This is a genomic window from Candidatus Methanoliparum sp. LAM-1 (assembly GCF_020885915.1).
GTDB classification, from domain to species: Archaea; Halobacteriota; Methanoliparia; order Methanoliparales; family Methanoliparaceae; genus Methanoliparum; species Methanoliparum thermophilum.
Genome location: NZ_AP025251.1, coordinates 161,267 through 178,987, shown reverse-complemented (window position 1 = coordinate 178,987; position 17,721 = coordinate 161,267). Strand labels below are relative to the sequence as shown.

The 17,721-nt window shown below is 38.5% G+C and carries 11 protein-coding genes, 2 tRNA genes and 3 rRNA genes; 8 read left to right on the top strand and 8 right to left on the bottom strand.

Annotation, left to right across the window (positions count from 1 at the left end; all coding sequences use genetic code 11):
• Positions 1-16: 16 nt before the first annotated feature.
• Together LPC15_RS01015 and cfbB are read left to right on the top strand one after the other, a co-directional pair.
• Positions 17-1,720: a glutamate--tRNA ligase gene (locus LPC15_RS01015; protein WP_229234850.1), complete on the top strand. Its 1,704-nt coding sequence runs from the start codon at positions 17-19 to the stop codon at positions 1,718-1,720.
• Positions 1,721-3,097 carry a Ni-sirohydrochlorin a,c-diamide synthase gene (gene cfbB, locus LPC15_RS01010; RefSeq protein ID WP_229234849.1) on the top strand — a complete coding sequence of 459 codons (1,377 nt, stop codon included), beginning with the start codon at positions 1,721-1,723 and terminating at the stop codon, positions 3,095-3,097. It begins immediately after the preceding gene.
• A gap of 4 nt (positions 3,098-3,101) precedes the next feature.
• Here cfbB and rrf read toward each other — a convergent pair.
• The 6 genes from rrf to LPC15_RS00980 form a co-directional block, all read right to left on the bottom strand.
• Positions 3,102-3,222: ribosomal RNA gene (gene rrf / locus LPC15_RS01005) — 5S ribosomal RNA — on the bottom strand.
• A gap of 52 nt (positions 3,223-3,274) precedes the next feature.
• Positions 3,275-6,214 (bottom strand): 23S ribosomal RNA (locus tag LPC15_RS01000).
• A 115-nt stretch (positions 6,215-6,329) separates the two neighbouring features.
• A tRNA-Ala gene (locus LPC15_RS00995) sits at positions 6,330-6,402 on the bottom strand.
• Positions 6,403-6,438: 36 nt separating this feature from the next.
• Positions 6,439-7,921 (bottom strand): 16S ribosomal RNA (locus LPC15_RS00990).
• The 16S, 23S and 5S rRNA genes sit together here with 2 tRNA genes alongside, the layout of an rRNA operon.
• A 315-nt stretch (positions 7,922-8,236) precedes the next feature.
• Positions 8,237-8,308 (bottom strand) — tRNA-His (locus LPC15_RS00985).
• A gap of 97 nt (positions 8,309-8,405) precedes the next feature.
• Positions 8,406-9,701, bottom strand: a complete 1,296-nt coding sequence (locus LPC15_RS00980; RefSeq protein WP_229234848.1) for a replication factor C large subunit — start codon at positions 9,699-9,701, stop codon at positions 8,406-8,408.
• Between the two features lie 327 nt (positions 9,702-10,028).
• Between LPC15_RS00980 and LPC15_RS00975 the strand changes: the two genes are divergently transcribed.
• The 5 genes from LPC15_RS00975 to LPC15_RS00955 all read left to right on the top strand — a co-directional run bounded on the left by LPC15_RS00975 (position 10,029) and on the right by LPC15_RS00955 (position 13,147).
• Complete coding sequence (locus tag LPC15_RS00975) at positions 10,029-10,736, top strand: RNA methyltransferase (RefSeq protein ID WP_229234847.1); 708 nt, start codon at positions 10,029-10,031, stop codon at positions 10,734-10,736.
• Positions 10,737-10,872: 136 nt separating this feature from the next.
• The gene (ftsZ, locus tag LPC15_RS00970) at positions 10,873-12,012 is read left to right on the top strand and encodes a cell division protein FtsZ (protein ID WP_229234846.1); all 1,140 of its coding nucleotides are present in this window, start codon (positions 10,873-10,875) and stop codon (positions 12,010-12,012) included.
• Positions 12,009-12,185 carry a protein translocase SEC61 complex subunit gamma gene (locus LPC15_RS00965; RefSeq protein ID WP_229234845.1) on the top strand — a complete coding sequence of 59 codons (177 nt, stop codon included), beginning with the start codon at positions 12,009-12,011 and terminating at the stop codon, positions 12,183-12,185. Before ftsZ ends, LPC15_RS00965 begins: the two co-directional genes overlap by 4 nt.
• Positions 12,186-12,203: 18 nt before the next feature.
• The gene (locus LPC15_RS00960; protein WP_229234844.1) at positions 12,204-12,677 is read left to right on the top strand and encodes a transcription elongation factor Spt5; all 474 of its coding nucleotides are present in this window, start codon (positions 12,204-12,206) and stop codon (positions 12,675-12,677) included.
• On the top strand, positions 12,674-13,147 hold the full coding sequence (locus LPC15_RS00955) for a 50S ribosomal protein L11 (protein WP_229234843.1): 474 nt from the start codon (positions 12,674-12,676) through the stop codon (positions 13,145-13,147). Before LPC15_RS00960 ends, LPC15_RS00955 begins: the two co-directional genes overlap by 4 nt.
• Positions 13,148-13,218: 71 nt before the next feature.
• Here LPC15_RS00955 and purH read toward each other — a convergent pair whose 3' ends face one another.
• Positions 13,219-14,625, bottom strand: a complete 1,407-nt coding sequence (purH, locus tag LPC15_RS00950) for a bifunctional phosphoribosylaminoimidazolecarboxamide formyltransferase/IMP cyclohydrolase (RefSeq protein ID WP_229234842.1) — start codon at positions 14,623-14,625, stop codon at positions 13,219-13,221.
• Between the two features lie 91 nt (positions 14,626-14,716).
• On the opposite strand from purH, the gene LPC15_RS00945 reads away from it, so the two are divergent.
• On the top strand, positions 14,717-15,766 hold the full coding sequence (locus LPC15_RS00945) for an LLM class flavin-dependent oxidoreductase (protein WP_229234841.1): 1,050 nt from the start codon (positions 14,717-14,719) through the stop codon (positions 15,764-15,766).
• Positions 15,767-15,789: 23 nt separating this feature from the next.
• On the opposite strand, the gene LPC15_RS00940 is transcribed toward LPC15_RS00945, so the two are convergent.
• Positions 15,790-17,697, bottom strand: a complete 1,908-nt coding sequence (locus LPC15_RS00940) for a beta-CASP ribonuclease aCPSF1 (RefSeq protein ID WP_229234840.1) — start codon at positions 17,695-17,697, stop codon at positions 15,790-15,792.
• Positions 17,698-17,721: the final 24 nt, after the last annotated feature.

The following is a 17,721-nucleotide window of genomic DNA, read 5'->3' as shown; positions in this document are numbered from 1 at the left end:
TCTGGAAGGAAAATTAATGGAGAGCAGATTTGAATATATTAACAAACTTATTAAATTATTCGCGTTAGAAAATGCTATAAAACATAAATCAGCTCCTAATTTAAACTCTGTTGTTGGTAAACTAGTATCTGAGTATCCAGCGGCTAAAGATAATATTAAAGATCTATCTCAAATTATAAAAGATATTATTGAAGAGATTTCTACCATGGATGAGGGAGAGAAAAGAGAACGATATGCGGTTCTGGTAAAAAGTCTTGGTTATACAATAGATAATAATGAGAAAAAGAGAAAAGATGCTGTTCTACCACCTTTACCTTTAAAAAATAAAGATCAGCCAGTAGTAATGCGTATAGCACCAAATCCAAACGGTCCTGCAACAATAGGACATGCACGGGGGATAATTACAAATGGTGAGTATGCAAGGATGTATAAAGGCAAATTTATACTTCGGTTTGATGATACAGATCCAAAAACAAAAAGACCTTTGATTGATGCATACAAATGGTACGCGGAAGATTGTAGATGGCTGGGTTATAATCCTGATGAGATAGTTATTGCATCGGATAGAATACCCATATATTACGAATATGCAAAAAAGCTTATAGAAATGGGTAAATCTTATGTCTGCCTCTGTGAAAAAGAAGATTTTAAAAGATTTAAGGATAATAGTAAGCCTTGCCCTCATAGAGATCAATCTGTAGAAGAGAACCTTGAGTATTGGAGGGGTATGCTCTCAGGGGAGTATAAGGAGGGAGAGGTAGTATTACGTCTTAAAACGGATATTAACAATAAAAATCCTGCATTAAGAGATTTTGCCATATTTAGGATAATATACGAAGATCATCCAAGAATAAGCAATAGATACTGTGTCTGGCCAATGTTAGATTTTGAGTCAGGGATAGAGGATCATCTATTAAGAGTGACTCATATAATTCGTGGAAAAGATCTGATAGATTCAGAAAGAAAACAGAGGTTTTTTTACGATTATTTTGGTTGGGAGTATCCGGTTACCATATACTGGGGAAGAATCAAGATACACGAGTTTGGTAAGATAAGTACCAGTTCTATTAAAAAAGGTATAGAGAATGGAGAATATACAGGATGGGATGATCCACGTCTTCCTACCATAAGAGCGTTGAAAAAGAGGGGAATCGATCCGATAGCAATTAAAAATTTCGTAATAAGCCTAAGAGTGAATATATCTGATATAACAATAAGCATGGAAAACTTATATGCGGAGAATAGAAAGATAATAGATGATAAGGCAAAGAGGTATTTTTTTGTGGACGATCCTATAAAGCTTAAGGTAAAAGGTATAGATAACTCCGTTGAAAAGCATGTTAAAATACCAATACACCCTAATTTTCCAGAAAGAGGCTATAGAGAGCTGAATTTCAAAGATGTTGTTTTCATAACAAGTAAAGATTATAATAAATATATGAACTCAATCGTACGATTGAAAGGGTTGTTCAACGTAAGAATAGATAAAAACGAGGTTTATTATGCAGGTGATGAGATAAAAGATCTTCCTATAATTCACTGGTTGCCATCAGGTTTAAAAATGAGAGTAATATCACCCGAGGGTACCTATAATGGATTAGGAGAAGAAGGATTGGAGAATTCGATCGACGAAGTCGTACAGTTAGAACGGTTCGGCTATGCAAGGATTGATTTTGTTGATAAGGATGGAGAGATCATCGCTTATTTTACACATAAATAAATGGATCAAAGAGTATTGATTGCAGGAGATAGAAGTTCTGCTGGAAAAACCACCGTTTCAATGGGTTTGATGGCTAACTTGAAGGATAAAGGATACGTGGTCCAACCGTTTAAAGTAGGATTAGATTATATAGATCCAAGCTATCATTCTCTCATTACAGGTAGGCCATCTAGGAATATAGATGGATTATTAATGAAGGACGAAAGAATAAGAGATATCTTTTTCGATGCAACCAAAGATGCAGATATATCTATAATAGAGGGGGTTAGAGGATTATACGAAGGCTACTCTGCATCGAATGATATAGGAAGTACAGCTCAGATTGCCAAGGTACTAAAAACTCCTGTTATCTTGGTCATAGATGCACGAAGCATTACACGAAGTGCATCAGCACTGGTTAAAGGTTATCAGTTGTTCGATCCAGAGATAAATTTTAGCGGTGTTATCCTAAACCATCTTGGAAGCAAGAGACATAAAGAGAAGGCAGAAGAAGCAATAAATAGATATACCAACCTAGAAGTATTAGGATCTATACCACGAGATAGTTTTACAGGAATCAAAATGAGACATCTGGGATTGGTACCGGCTAAAGAGGGAGAGAAAACCGATAAAAATTTTTTTAATACTATTGAAAATATCAAGAGACTTATAGCGGATTATGTAGATATAGATAAGATCGTATCTATTGCTAAATCCTCAGAAGATATAGAAAACTTAAAATCATCAAATACGATCTTTTTTCAATCGTCACAGCAAAATACGGTAAAAATCGGGATTGCTATGGATGAAGCATTTAATTTTTACTATTATGATAATCTATATCTCTTAGAGAATGCCGGTGCAAAACTGATATATTTTAGCCCAATTCATGACAAAAAACTGCCAGAGGTAGATGGGCTATATATAGGTGGGGGATATCCTGAGTTTTATGCAGAAGATCTAGAATCCAATAAAAGCATGCTAACGGATATTAAAAGATTTTGTGAGAGAGAAAAACCAGTTTTTGCAGAATGTGGCGGTTTAGTCTATTTAATGGATAAGATGGTAATAAAAAATGATGAATATTCATTTGTTGGATTAATAGACGGATATTCATCAATGAATAGAGATAGAAGAGTAGTAAACTACGTTTTAGGAAAATTTACAGAGAATTCTGTTATAGGTAGAGAGAACGATAAGTTTATAGGGCACGAATTTCATAAATCGATCGCTTTTTGTGGAGGAAAAAACTATACAATAAATCTTACCCGCGGCGAAGGTATAAAAGACGGAAAGGATGGCATGAAGGTTTATAATACGCTCGCAACTTACACTCATTTTCATGCAGCATCTTTTCTTCCATTTGCAAAAAATTTTGTCGAAAATTGCAAACTTTAAATTGCCTTGGCAGCAAACTCGACTTCCCGAAGGCTCGCGCACTTCAGTACAATGGAGAACGTGATAAGCTTAACTTCCGGGTTCGGAATGTTACCGGGTGTTTCCTCATCACTATGGCCGCCAAGGCAGTAGGTAAGCATAGGTTTATCAGTATACGCCAAGAAAATAGCAGATAACAAAAACGGCTCGGGTTGTTAGTGGTTGCAGGCTGAACACCTCGTTACCTTAGTGCTTACACCCCAACTCTATCAATCCTCTCTTTTAGAGGTACCCTTAAGAACATCTATTTTTGAGGTCAGTTTCGAGCTTAGATGCTTTCAGCTCTTATCTGGTGGTGCGTAGCTGCCCAGCATTGCCCTGTCGGACAACTGGTAAACCAGAGGCACCGTTAGAAGGTTCCTCTCGTACTACTTCCAACCTCCTCTCAGATGTTCGTGCATTCCCAATAGATAGTAACCAACCTGTCTCGCGACGGTCTAAACCCAGCTCACGATCCCTTTTAATGGGTGAACTCCCCCACCCTTGGCCGCTGCTGCACAGCCAGGATAGGAAGAGCCGACATCGAAGTAGCAAACCGCCAGGTCGATATGTACTCTTGCTGGCGACAACTCTGTTATCCCCGGGGTAGCTTTTCTGTTGTTTTTAACCCTCACTAAGAGGGATTTAAAAGTTCGTTAGGCCCACCTTTCGGTTTGTGATTCCCTGTTATCCAGAATCACATCAAGCCGGCTTATGCCCTTACACTCTACGGTAAGTTTCTGACTCACCTGAGCCGACCTTTGGGCCCCGCCGATATCTTTTCAGCGGGGTGGCGCCCCACCCAAACTGTCCACCAATCGTTGTTCTTCTCTCGAAGTTAGAAATACAGCCTCAGAAGGGTAGTGTCTCATCGACGGCTCCATCTTCCCTGGCGAGAAGACTTCTACGCCTCCTACCTACTCTGCACATCCAAGACCGTATTCCAGCGACAGGCTACAGTTAAGCTCCACGGGGTCTTCACTTCCCATTGGGAAACCCCAGACTTCACACTGGGACGTCAATTTCACCGGATTCAAGCCAGGGACAGTGAGGCTCTCGTTAATCCTTTCATGCAAGCCGCCAATTAAGCGGCAAGGTATTACGCTACCTTAAGAGGGTCATAGTTACCCCCGCCGTTTACCGGCCCTTCTTCCCCTTGAAAAGGGCTTTCAGGTACCGGCACTGGGCAGGACTCAATGGTCATACCAGCCCTTACGGGTTTGCGACCACCTATGTTTTTATTAAACAGTCGAAGCCTCTTTGTCACTGCGATCTGCCGTCTTCACGGCAGACACCCCTTATACCTAAGATACGGGGCTAATTTGTCGAGTTCCCTTGGCTTGATTAAATCCGACACGCCTTAGGCTATTCACCTAGGGGCACCTGTGTCGGTTCTTGGTACGGTCACTATTTTACATCAAGAAGGGTTTTCACGGGCTCTCGGAATCAGCTGGCTTTCGCCATCACCTCTTCACCCGCTTCTCACCATTACGGTTCTCCACGGGTTTCAAAAGCTTAGACTGCCAGACAAGACAGCCCAGCCTATCCCAAAGCGTCCTCTTCTTAACTAAGTAAAATAGCGGCACAGGAATATTAACCTGTTTCCCTTTTGATAAGCTCGAATTACGACTTATCTTAGGACCGGCTAACCTTCGGCTGACGAACAGTGCCGAAGAAACCTAGCCCTTCCGGCGATTCCGATTCTCACGGAATTATGCTGCTACTATTGCCAGGATCTTCATTTCAAGACGGTCCACAAGACCTCACGGCCTTGCTTCTACCCATCCCGAACGCCTCCCTACCGGATCACCTCTCGGTGCCCCGGAGTCTCGGTAGTCAGTTTTAGCCCCGTCCATTTTAAGGTTTATACACCTCGACTGGTGAGCTTTTACGCACTCTTTAAAGGATAGCTGCTTCTAAGCTAACCTTCCAGCTGTCTTAGGTATATAAGCCTTTTACCCTTAACACTTAACTGACATTTAGGGACCTTAACTCCGGTCAGGGTTGTTCCCCTCTCGGGTTAGAAGTTTATCCCCCAACCCGGACTCCCATCTTCTATGACGATAGTATGTTCGGAGTTTGATAAGGAGGAGAGAAGTTTCCTTCCCTAGCCTCCAATTCAGTTCTCTACCATACTATCCATCTCTGATGAGGTCATGCTACGACATGTTTTGGGAGGAACCAGCTATATCCAGGTTTGATTGGACTTTCACCACTAAACGCAGGTCAAAAGAGTGATTTGCACATCAACATCTCTACGGACCTCCACGCAACTTTCGTCACGCTTCATCCTGCCCACGCTTAGATCACCTGGTTTCGGGTCGTATTCGAGTGATTTCACGCTCTAAAAACGTCGTGCCACGCCTATACAGGCTACGCACCTGTTGGTTTCCCTTCGGCTTCATCTTTTCGATTTAGCCTTACCACTCGAATACACTCCCTGGCCCGTATTTCACCACGTACAATATGACCCTGGTCCTCTTCTCTCGTACTCTCCCTTTACAAAGATTTCCTTCGAGAAGATTCGATCCTTCTGAGCCATATCACACAATAACCGCCCGATTTTAGGCACTTTTCACCTCTTTTCTAGAGGTACTTTTCAGCTTTCCCTCACGGTACTATTGCACTATCGGTTTTGGGACGTATTTAGTCTTGGAGGTTAGTGTCCCCCAACTTCATGCGGGATTTCCGACCCACACTACTCAGGATACCCAATCAAATACTTGGCAAAATTACACCTACGGGGCTATCACCCTCTATGGCATCCTATTCAAAGGAACTTCGGTTTCTTTTGCCAAGCGTACATTAGGTCCTAAAACACTACATCTCCTCTTAACGAGGATTCAGTTTGGACTCTGCCGTTTTCGATCGCCTTTACTCACGGCATCTCTTTTTGATTTCTTTTCCTATGGGTACTAAGATGCTTCAATTCCCCACGTTCCTCCTCCTATACGGAGTACTCTAACAAGAGTAGGACATCCTATTAGGGAATCCTCGGTTCTTTGGTTGCTTGCACCTCGCCGAGGCTTATCGCAGCTTGCCACGCCCTTCATCAGCGCCCAAACCAAGCCATCCATCGGACGGCGAGCAGCCGATATTATCTACTATTTTCCCAGTAAACGCCTGATAAACCTATATTCGATCTCATTTGTAATATACATCGATCATCTTCCCAACAGATCTTCTTGATCTGCTGGTGCATTTGTCTCTCAGATGGACTCGACGGGATTTGAACCCGTGGCCTTCGCCTCGCAAAGGCGACACTCTTCCAGCTGAGCTACGAGCCCTTATAGACCTTAAGCCTCTGGCCGGTTTTTTTACGTAGGAGGTGATCCAGCCGCAGGTTCCCCTACGGCTACCTTGTTACGACTTAACCCCCCTTGCAGAATCCAGATTCGATCTTCCTCTGCGAGAAAGACCTCCTCCAGATCCCACTCGGGTGATTTGACGGGCGGTGTGTGCAAGGAGCAGGGACATATTCACCGTGACATTTTGAGTCACGATTACTACCGATTCCATCTTCACGAAGGCGAGTTGCAGCCTTCGATCCGGACTGAGATCAGGTTTATGGGATTATCTCACTCTTTCGAGGTCGATACCTTTTGTCCTGACCATTGTAGCCCGCGTGTATCCCGGAGGATTCAGGGCATGCTGACCTACCGTAGCCCGCTCCTTCCTTCAGCTTAGCGCTGACGGTCGTCTTATTGTCCCCATACACCCCAGAGGGCATGCTGGCAAATAAGACTACGGGTCTCGATCGTCGCCTGACTAAACAGGATGCCTCACGGTACGAACTGGCGACGGCCATGCACCTCCTCTCAGCTGATCTGGTAAGGTCTTTAGCCTGACCTTCATACTGCTGTCCCCTCCGGTAAGATTCCCGGCGTTGTATCCAATTAAACCGCAGGCTCCACCGGTTGTGGTACTCCCCCGCCAATTCCTTTAAGTTTCAGCCTTGCGGCCGTACTTCCCAGGTGGCCAGCTTCACGGCTTCCCTTCGGCACTGCTGAAACCCATGGTTTCAGCAACACATAGCTGGCATCGTTTACTGCTGGGACTACCCGGGTATCTAATCCGGTTTGCGCCCCCAGCCTTCGTCCATCACCGTCGGACCTATTCTAACCAGACGCCTTCGCCACTGGTGGTCCTCATAAGATTACAGGATTTCACCCCTACCTCATGAGTACCTCTGGTCTCTCCTAGTCCCAAGCCTGATAGTATCACCTGGCCGCCCAATGGTTAGGCCACCGGATTTTCCAGGTAACTTATCAAGCCGGCTACGGACCCTTTAGACCCAATAATAGCGGCCACCACTCGAGCCACCGGTATTACCGCGGCGGCTGGCACCGGTCTTACCCGGCCCTTTCTATTAGGTGTTTTTTACGCACCTAAACAGTTCCTACTATGTAGGAACACTGGGAATTCCCTTATCATGGTTTCCCACATTGTAAAGTTTTCGCGCCTGCTGCACCCCGTAGGGCCTAGGATCATATCTCAGATCCAATCTCCGGGCGATCGCTCTCACGACCCGTACCGATCATAGGTTTGTTGGGCCGTTACCCCAACAACAGCCTAATCGGACGCAGACTCATCCACAGGCGTAAGAAAAGCATTTGGATCAAAGGACATTCCAGTGCCAATGATCTATTGGGTATTATTCCCAGTTTCCCAGGATTATCCCCATCCTGTGGGCAGATTATCCACGTGTTACTGAGCAGTTCGCTGGGTCTCCTAAAAAGGTGCCCTCAACTTGCATGGCTTAGTCGAATTCCCATAGCAGTGGCCTCCGGCAGGATCAACCGGAATTGCGAGGTTTGCTCTGCCACTTTCACAAATATATAACCGACCAGAACTAGCTGGTCTAAAAAGACTCATGTCAGATATGAAAATATCTTTTCACATCTCCATTAATTACCATTTAGGTGATCAAACTTATTTCCCAACGATAAAATATCGTTGCAAGTTCAATATATGTTATTACCCCTATATAAACATATCGATTATATCCCTTTTATTCCAGTTATAACTTTATCACGTTATAAATATGTGAGATATTAAGATATGATACCATAAGCAGTAAAACTACTAGTATATATACTTTTTGTTTATGTTAACATAAAAGGCCAAGGCCGGGAATTGAACCCGGATCGAAGGATCCACAGTCCTACAGGATAGCCGTTACCCCACCTCGGCCATACTATGCCTTTCTATATTAGTCTATGATTACTATAATATAAAATTATCTTTATTCTAATTAAAATGTAGTAATGATCAAATATCTTTGGATTTGCTAAAAATCGAATATACTTTTTTGAACCTTTTCTGGCTTTATTGTTTCTTTTTTAGATACATCTTTCTTATGTTTAAGATATAATTTTTTAAAATCATTTTTATTAAATATTAGAGATAGTTCCGCATCTGTTAATCCAATCTCCTTTTTAAGTTTATCTGAGATGTCATCATCGTATATCTTTTTCAAAAAAGGTAAGATATGAGATTTAGCCTTTTTCATCGAAATATTATAGGTTTTTGCTATTTTAAAACATACTCCATTTATTAATTCTCTTCTTTGTTTAATTTTCCCAAGCAAAATCCATCTTTTTGGAAAATTTATATAAAAATGGCTTTTTTTATTTTTTTTATCAGAAGATAGCACTCCCATTAGCATAAGATCGGTTGCATACTTCCAAAATCTATAATCCTGTCTTATATAAATTCGTCCTAAATAACGATCAGATAAAGACAAATTATTTAATACATTCAATAGTCCTACATCATCTTTATAAATATTAAAGATATTCTCATTTATCCATAGTATCACATCTTCAGGTGTCTCATCTATTCTATGTAATATCTGTGCAGCTGCCGAATAATCCTCTTTGTGGAAAAGTGCCTGGAGCAAAGAATATATATCTGTATCATGATCTCTCTCGGATATAGACAAAGGAATAGACTCATTTATAGCAATTACACCAGTAGATAACGCATATAAATCATTTATTGCTGCTCTTAAATCATGATTATTTTTTGCAATTTTTTTAAGCATCTGGATATCGAGATCGATCCCTTCATCGATACAAATATTTTTTAATACGAATAAAACTTCTGAATCTTTTAGTATATCAAATTTTATGGATGTACAAAGATTTCTTACATCTTTTGGTACTTTTTTTATATCATTAGCCGTTAATACTACCGGATAAATTGATTTTTTAAGTATTTCTCTTATTCCTCTCATTCCATTTTTATCAGATGTACCATATAGATTATCTGCTTCATCAAACAAAATGATCTTGTTTTTCTGGTTAATAGAATAATTTTCTACCGCAGATCCAGCTATTCTTTTGATCATTTGATAATTTCGTTGATCACTCGCATTTAACTCGATTACGTCAAAATCAAACTCGTTAGCAATTGCATAAACAGATGATGTTTTCCCCACCCCAGTCGGACCATATAATAATGCCACTTTCTTCGTCTTACCGTTCAAAAATTCGTTCATCCAATTTTTAAATTTTGATATAGATTGCTTATTTCCAACTACTTCTTTTAAAAAATTAGGTCTATACTTTTCGGTCCAATTCATTTCTATCAAAATCTTTAATATTTGAAGTAAATATATGCTGTGTCAAACAATTTAATAGATCTATTAACCAATAATCTAAAACTCTTATCTCAATTCGGTTTTATCCTTGTGAGAATATCGTAAAAGAGATGTGGAGATCTTTACCAACTTTTCATTATTCTATACTTCTTCCAATCTCTATCTCTTATATCACATCCATTTCCAACAATACGATCTTCTTGGTTTAAAACTTACGGTATATTAGATACAGCAGGTATTATGAATTAAGGTAAATACTATATCATGTAATAAATAAATTTTATATCTCAAATATTTAATATTTTTTTAATGGTATATATTCGGATTGTCCTTGTAGAACCTCGATATGCCGGAAATATAGGTTCGATTGCACGTATTATGAAGAACTTTGGATTTAATGATTTGATTCTCATAAAACCACCTGTAATCAATCTAGAATCTAAAAAAATGGCAATGCATGCGTCTGATATTTTGGAGAATGCAAAGATTTATGATAGTATCAACGATGTGATAGATAATTCGGATTATGTAATCGGAACAACCAGTGTTGTAGGTGGTAGATCTAATGTAAGAAGGCTGTATATTACACCAAAAGATTTGAAAACAATTTTGAAATATAAAAAAGATATTGTCTCTATTCTTTTTGGAAGGGAAGATAATGGTCTTAGTAACGAGGAACTTAAACTCTGTGATGCTGTTCTTAATATTCCCTCCTCTTCAGACTATTTAGCACTAAATCTTGCTCAATCTGTAGGGATAATACTGTATGAACTCTATACCTCCGAAAAAAATGTAATAAATAAAAAATATTTCCCAGATAGGAATGATCTGATATATTTTGAAGAACATCTGTTAAGGCTTTTATACAGGATAAATTTTCCAAAAACAGATAAAGAAAAGACCGTATTGATGATAAAAAGAATCTTAGCAACTGCAGGTGTTGGTAGTAGAGAGATTAAACATATAAGAGGTATTTTGTCAGCAATAGAGAAAAAAATTGATGAAAAAGAGGAATAAAGCCGTATATAAAATAAATCAATACTCATAAAATTATTTATATGAGATAGTTTTATAAATAATAAAACCATTAAAATCGAATGATTTATTCGATATTGTATCTTGTCAGATAAATATCTTAAATGAGGCACTAATTATGGAATCCATTGTTAATGATGCTTTAAAAAAGGTAAAAAGAGAAAACGATTTTCAGACTGAAAAATCGGGATCGATCTATTCTATTAATAAGGATAATATGAATATTACAGAAGAAGAACTAGAACTGGAGAAGATATTAAAAAGCATTAAGACTAAAATAATTGTTGTCGGATGCGGAGGCAGCGGTTGTAATACGATCAACAGAATGATGGACGAAGGAATCGAGGGTGCAAAGCTGATAGCTATGAACACAGATGCACAACATCTTTTGAATATACGGGCGAATAAAAAATTATTAATCGGGAAAAAATGTACAAAAGGTTTTGGTGCTGGTGGTATTCCTCAAATAGGAGAGAAAGCAGCTAAAGAAAGCGAGTCAGATATTGAAAATACTGTCAACGAATCAGATATGGTATTTATAACATGCGGTCTTGGCGGTGGTACTGGAACAGGTAGTGCTCCAATTGTGGCTGAATGTGCTAAAAATGCTGGCTCTTTATCTATTTCTGTTGTTACCCTTCCTTTTACTGCAGAAGGGACTATTAGGGCAAAAAATGCTGAGATTGGATTAGAGAAACTTAGAAAAGCATCCGATACTGTAATCGTAATACCTAACGATAAATTGTTAGAAGCAGTACCAAGACTACCATTACAAGCTGCTTTTAAAGTCGCAGACGAGGTTTTGATGAGGGCAGTAAAAGGTATTACCGAGCTTATTACCAAGCCAGGTCTTGTCAATCTAGATTTTGCCGATGTTAAGACGATAATGCACGATGGTGGTGTGGCAATGATCGGGTTGGGTGAGGCAGATGGGGAGAATAGAGCCATCGAAGCTATTAAGAAGGCTTTAAAAAGCCCATTACTAGATATGGATATCTCTGATGCAACGTCTGCTTTGGTAAACGTTAGTGGTGGTCCCGATATGACAATTACAGAGGCACAAGGCATTGTTGAAGAAATTTATCGAAATATAAACACCAATGCAAATATAATATGGGGTGCACAGATAGATCCTGATTTAAAAAACAAGATCAGAGTTATGATTATAATAACGGGGGTTAAATCTCCTCAGATTCTTGGAAAGAGTAAAAGCCCTAGAGATAGCCAAAAGGAATATGGTATAGATTTTGTACGATGACTGCAAGGTTTAATATCAAGGAAAGGTTAAACGGATATGTCCTGATACTCAAGATAACGGAGAGGCCAAACTGGGACGAATTTAAAACTACCTGTAAAGTAACGGGATTAAGTTTATTTATAATAGGTTTGGCTGGGTTTGGAATCTATCTAGCTTTCTTGTTCTTATTTTAAGAAAATACAGGTTGTAGAATGAGCAATGTCGATTTAAATATATATATAGTAAAGACGGTTGCAGGAGAAGAGAGAAACGTGGCTGATATGATAATGACCAAGATAAATACAATGGACAAGACAAGTATTGCATCTATTTTAGTGCCTTATGGATTAAAAGGCTATTTTATGATTGAAGGAGGAGTATTGGAGGAGATTGAAGAAATTGTCAAGGGTATACCGCATGCAAAAGGTATTATAAAAGGAAGCGTCCCGTTATCAGAGATCGAACCATTTTTGATGCCACAGCCTTCTGCTGCAAAGGTTAAGATAGGTGATATTGTAGAGATAATAAACGGCCCGTTTAAAGGGGAGAAAGCAAAAGTTAAAAAGGTTGATATTAACAAAGAAGAAATAACTGTAGAATTTTTTGAATCGATGGTGATAATCCCTGTAACAGTAAAAGGTAGTTCTATTAGAGTAATAGATTCAGATACGGAGGATAAAAAATGACAGATATTGTAGAATTTTTGGTACCTGGTGGTAAAGCCACTGCAGGTCCTCCGGTAGGACCGGCGCTTGGCCCACTTGGTGTTAACATTAAACAGATTGTAGATGAGATAAACAAAGTAACTAAAGAGTTTGAGGGTATGCAGATACCCGTGAAGGTTATAATAGAGGATAATAAAAGCTTTTCTATCGAGATAGGGTCTCCTCCTACAGCTGAACTTATTAAAAAAGAAGTAGGGTTAGAAAAAGGCTCTTCTCAGCCAGGAAAGGAGTTTGTTGGAAACATAAGCCTTGATAATGTTAAAAAAATAGCAAAAATAAAGATTAATTCCATGCTATCCCATAAATTAAAGGATGCTGTAAAAGAGGTAATAGGGACATGTCAATCGGTAGGAGTAAAAGTTGAAGATCTTCCCCCAAAAGAGATGGAGAAAAAGATAGAAAACGGTGAATACGATAGACTTTTTGGTTAAACGATGATTATCTTAATCATCGATTGCCTTTTATCTTTTTATTTTTATTACCTATAATCTATGTATCCTTATTAATGTTTAAAACATCTTCGTCCGGTAAATACCATTGGAATCCCATACTCGTTAGCTGCATCTATTATCTCTTTATCCCTTATTGATCCGCCAGGCTGGATAATCGCTTTGAGTTTATATCTCTTTGCTACTACATCTATTGCATCTCTAAAGGGAAAAAATGCATCGCTTGCCATTATTGACCCATTTATTCTATCTTTTCCTTTATTAATGGCAATTCGTGAAGAATCTACACGAGAAGTCTGACCTCCACCGATTCCTACGGTCTTATTATCTTTCACAAAGACTATAGCATTAGACCGTACCCATTTTACGCATTTAAATCCAAAGACCATTGTTTCAATATCTTCTTCAGACGGTCTCTTTTCTGTAACAACTCGCCAATCTTTATATTCCATCTTCTTTGTATCTCTATCCTGAATTATCAATCCATCGGATACGCTTCTAAACTCTAGATCTTCCTTTATCGATGGTCTATCAATCCCTCTAACCTCCAAAAGGATCAAATTTTTCTTTTCATCAAATATCTCTCTACTCTCGTCACTGAAAGATGGTGCTATAATAATCTCTAAAAACAATTTGGATAACTCTTCGGCCAAATCTTTATCCATTTCTCTGTTTATAGATACAATTCCTCCAAATGGTGAATCTGTATCGGTTTCAAAAGCATCTTTCCATGCCTGTACCAGATTATTGGATGATGCTATACCTGTCGGTGTTGCATGTTTCATTATGACTACTGTCGGTTTATCAAACTCTTTAATGCATTCTATGGCATTGTTTGCATCCATAACGTTATTATACGAGAGTTTTTTACCTTGCAATTGTATAGCTGAAGATATAGATTCCGAAGATCCGTTGTTCGATAGATAAAAGGCGGCATTCTGATGATAATTTTCACCGTACTTCAAGTCTTCCCGCTTCTCAAAACTCATGTTCAAAATATCGGGAAATTTATCATCATATATAATCTTTGCAAGATGTATATCATATTTTATGGCATAATTCAATGCTTTTGCTGCAAGTCTTTTTCTAAACTTTAAATCGATCCTGTCGTCTTTCAGCCGTTCTACTACCTCATTGTAATCTTTTGGATCGACTATCGTTAGATGTTTTTCGTAACTTTTAGCTCCGTTGTTTATAAGTGATATAAGATTAGAATATCCTAGAAGTTCTTTATCATCTATTAAACTTATCGGTTTTAAATTTATCACGATAATATCTTCATCGATATCTGGATAGGATGATATATTAAGATTTTCTGTATTGATTCCTTCTCTTATAAAAAATTCCGATCCTTCTTCATCCGATTTTACTAAAATACCAAATCTTAACAATGCTTTTGCAAAATCTACCAAACCTTCTTTGTTCCATGTCTTAATTAAAGCATTTTTGATCTGTACCATCAGTTAATACGCTATCATACTTTTATTTAATCCTTTTGTCATGACAAAATTTATAAATAGCGAAATTTATCTTTAAAAAGAGGTTCATCAAATGTCAAAAAGCATAAAGTTTGGTATTTATCTACCGATTCCAACAACACCCGTTGACAAACTTGTAAATATCGCCCGTATCAACGAAGAGGCAGGATTTGAATCGGTATGGGTTCCAGATCATATATTGTTCATGCCATCTGGCGATTTTGTTCCTGATGCATGGACATTTTTAAGCGCGGTTGCAGTTAAGACAGAGAATGCTTTACTTGGCACATGTGTCAGTGATCCTCATAGATTTCATCCAGCAGTTTTGGCACAAAAGGTAGCAACGGTGGATCAGATATCGAAAGGCAGGGCAATTCTTGGTTTAGGTGCAGGAGAAAGTATGAATTTGGATCCTTTTGGTATAAAATGGGATAAACCTGTCTCTAGGTTAATAGAAGCAGTAAGAATAATAAGAAAATTTTGGTCTAGCGAACCTTTCGATTATGATGGCAAGTTTTGGAGATTGAAAGATGCTTTTCTACAGATAAAGCCAGTTAGGGATAGGGTACCTATCTATTTTGCTGCAAACAGTACACGTATGCTAAAACTTACTGGAGAATTGGCTGATGGTTGGTTGCCTCTACCTTTAAGCCCAAAATTGTATAAAAATCGTCTAGAAATCATAAAAAAATCTGCTATTGATAAAGGCCGATCTATAGATGATATAGAACCAAACGCGTATTTATACACCGCTATATCCGATGATCGGGAAGAGGCATACTCTGTTATAGATTCTATGAAGAGTCTTATCATTCCTCAACCGAGTATATTAAAAGATGCTGGTTATGATATACCAGATGATCTATTATCCGCCAATTTTACTAAAATCTCACCAACAGATCAATCGCTTTTAGAGAAATATATAAAATATACAACGTTAATACCGACCAAGGCAGCCATAGAGTTCTCTATTACAGGAAACGTAGAAGATTGTATCAAGAAGATAGAATCATACAGAGATGCCGGTGTAAAACATCTCTCTTTAATCAATATGGGTCCAAATCCTAAGCATACCTTGGAGATCTATAGCAAGGAGATCATTCCTCAATTCAAAGATGTTTAAATTAAACTTTCAAAACTATCTGTTTATAACAGACGAACCGTTTCTAAATTTTTTGGTGCAATGGCTTCTATTTTGTATCTTTTATAGATGCTATTTGCGAAATCTATACATTTACTCTCTTCGCCATGAGTTACAAAAATCTGTTTGGGGTTTTGATTAAGATTTTTGATATATTCCATAAGTTGTTGCCGATCCGAATGTCCTGAAAACCCATCTACAGTCTGAATATTTAAATTTAACTTTATTACATCTGTCCTTCCATCAGAAGAGAGTGGAATCTCCTTCCATCCATTTTGAATTCTTTTTCCTAATGTTCCTTCTGCCTGATATCCGACAAAAATAAGCATATTCTTATCATTTTGGCCTAGATGTCTTAAATATTCCAATATTGGTCCCCCATTAAGCATACCTGATGTTGCAAGAATTATTCCCGGACCACTCTCCATTGCTTCATCTCTTTTACTTGCAGAATCTACCCTTATAAAACAATCGGATAGGAAAGGGTTTAGATCGTCGTGAAATATCATATTTCTCAGGTTACTATTGAGATATTCTGGATATGCAGTATGTATTGCAGTAGCTTCCCAGATCATCCCGTCAAGGTATATCGGCAACTTTTCTATATTTTTGTTTCGTATAGCATTCTCTAACACTATCATAACTTCCTGGCTTCGCCCGACTGCAAAAGTAGGAATTAAAACTTTCCCGTTTTTGGCTGTTACTTCGTTTACAAGCCCTTGCAACCTTTTCTCTGCCCATCTTCTCGATGGTTGTAAATCTTTTGATCCACCGTATGTTGACTCGATGATAAGCTGTTCTACTCTCGGAAAATTTACGGTTGCCGGATCGAATAAAAGCGTCTTTTCGTACTTCATATCTCCTGTAAATACTACATTACATAGTCCTGTCCCTATATGAAAATGTACCGAGGCTGAACCTAGAATATGCCCAGCATTGTGTAAAGTTAGGTGCATGTCCGGTGCGATATCAGTTACTGAGCCATAGTTAATTGGTATTGTATGTTTTAAAGCCTCTCTAACCATTGCAGAATTGTACGGTATCTCTTTACCTTCTCTGGCAGAGACATCTATATAATCCAGTTGTAAAAGGGTCATTAAATCCCGTGTTGGATATGTCAAGTAGATAGGACCATCGTATCCATATTTGTATAATAAAGGAACCAACCCACTATGATCGAGATGAGCATGTGTAATCACAACACCATCCAAGTCATTTAAAGGTGTGATCTCAGGTAAATTTAAGAAAGGGTAAGTATTATTTTCAGAATTAACGTTGATGCCACACTCTATCAAAATTTTTGTCTCCGGTGTTGATAAAAGATAGGCACATCTTCCGACCTCTCTACATCCACCTAAAAAAGTGATTCTAACCCACTTTTCTTTGGAAGTAATTTCTCTATGGATGGAGTGCCCAACCCTCTTTAAAAAATCGCTTCTATCGTTACTTACAGATTTTAAAAAATCTCGCGTGTTTTTTATGATCTGCGACTCGATCGGTGGAACACGTACTACTTTTGGAGACCAACCAACAATTCTTGATATCTCTCTTAACGTTGCCGCACGTTTACCTATCACCAATCCTGGTTTATATGCCTCAATTGTAACCTCTCCCTTCTCCGTATCAAAATAAAAATTCTTTACTTCTGCATCATCAGGTACGATACTTTTTATCTTTTCTATTGCACTTTCTGGATCTGTCAAAGCGTTTCTGTCTGGTCTAATTACCACTCTTTTCTTTAAATCTCTGGCTAAATTACGAATAATATTCTCGTTCTCGGCAAATATTTCCGGGCTAGATGTATAAATTACTATATCCGGTCCTTCGTAATCTATCCCAGTTAAGCTAACAGAGTCTCCTATTATCTCTTTTATTTTATCAAATAAATCATCAAGCGTTTTATCGGTATTCATACTAATTGATGTCTATTACTTCTT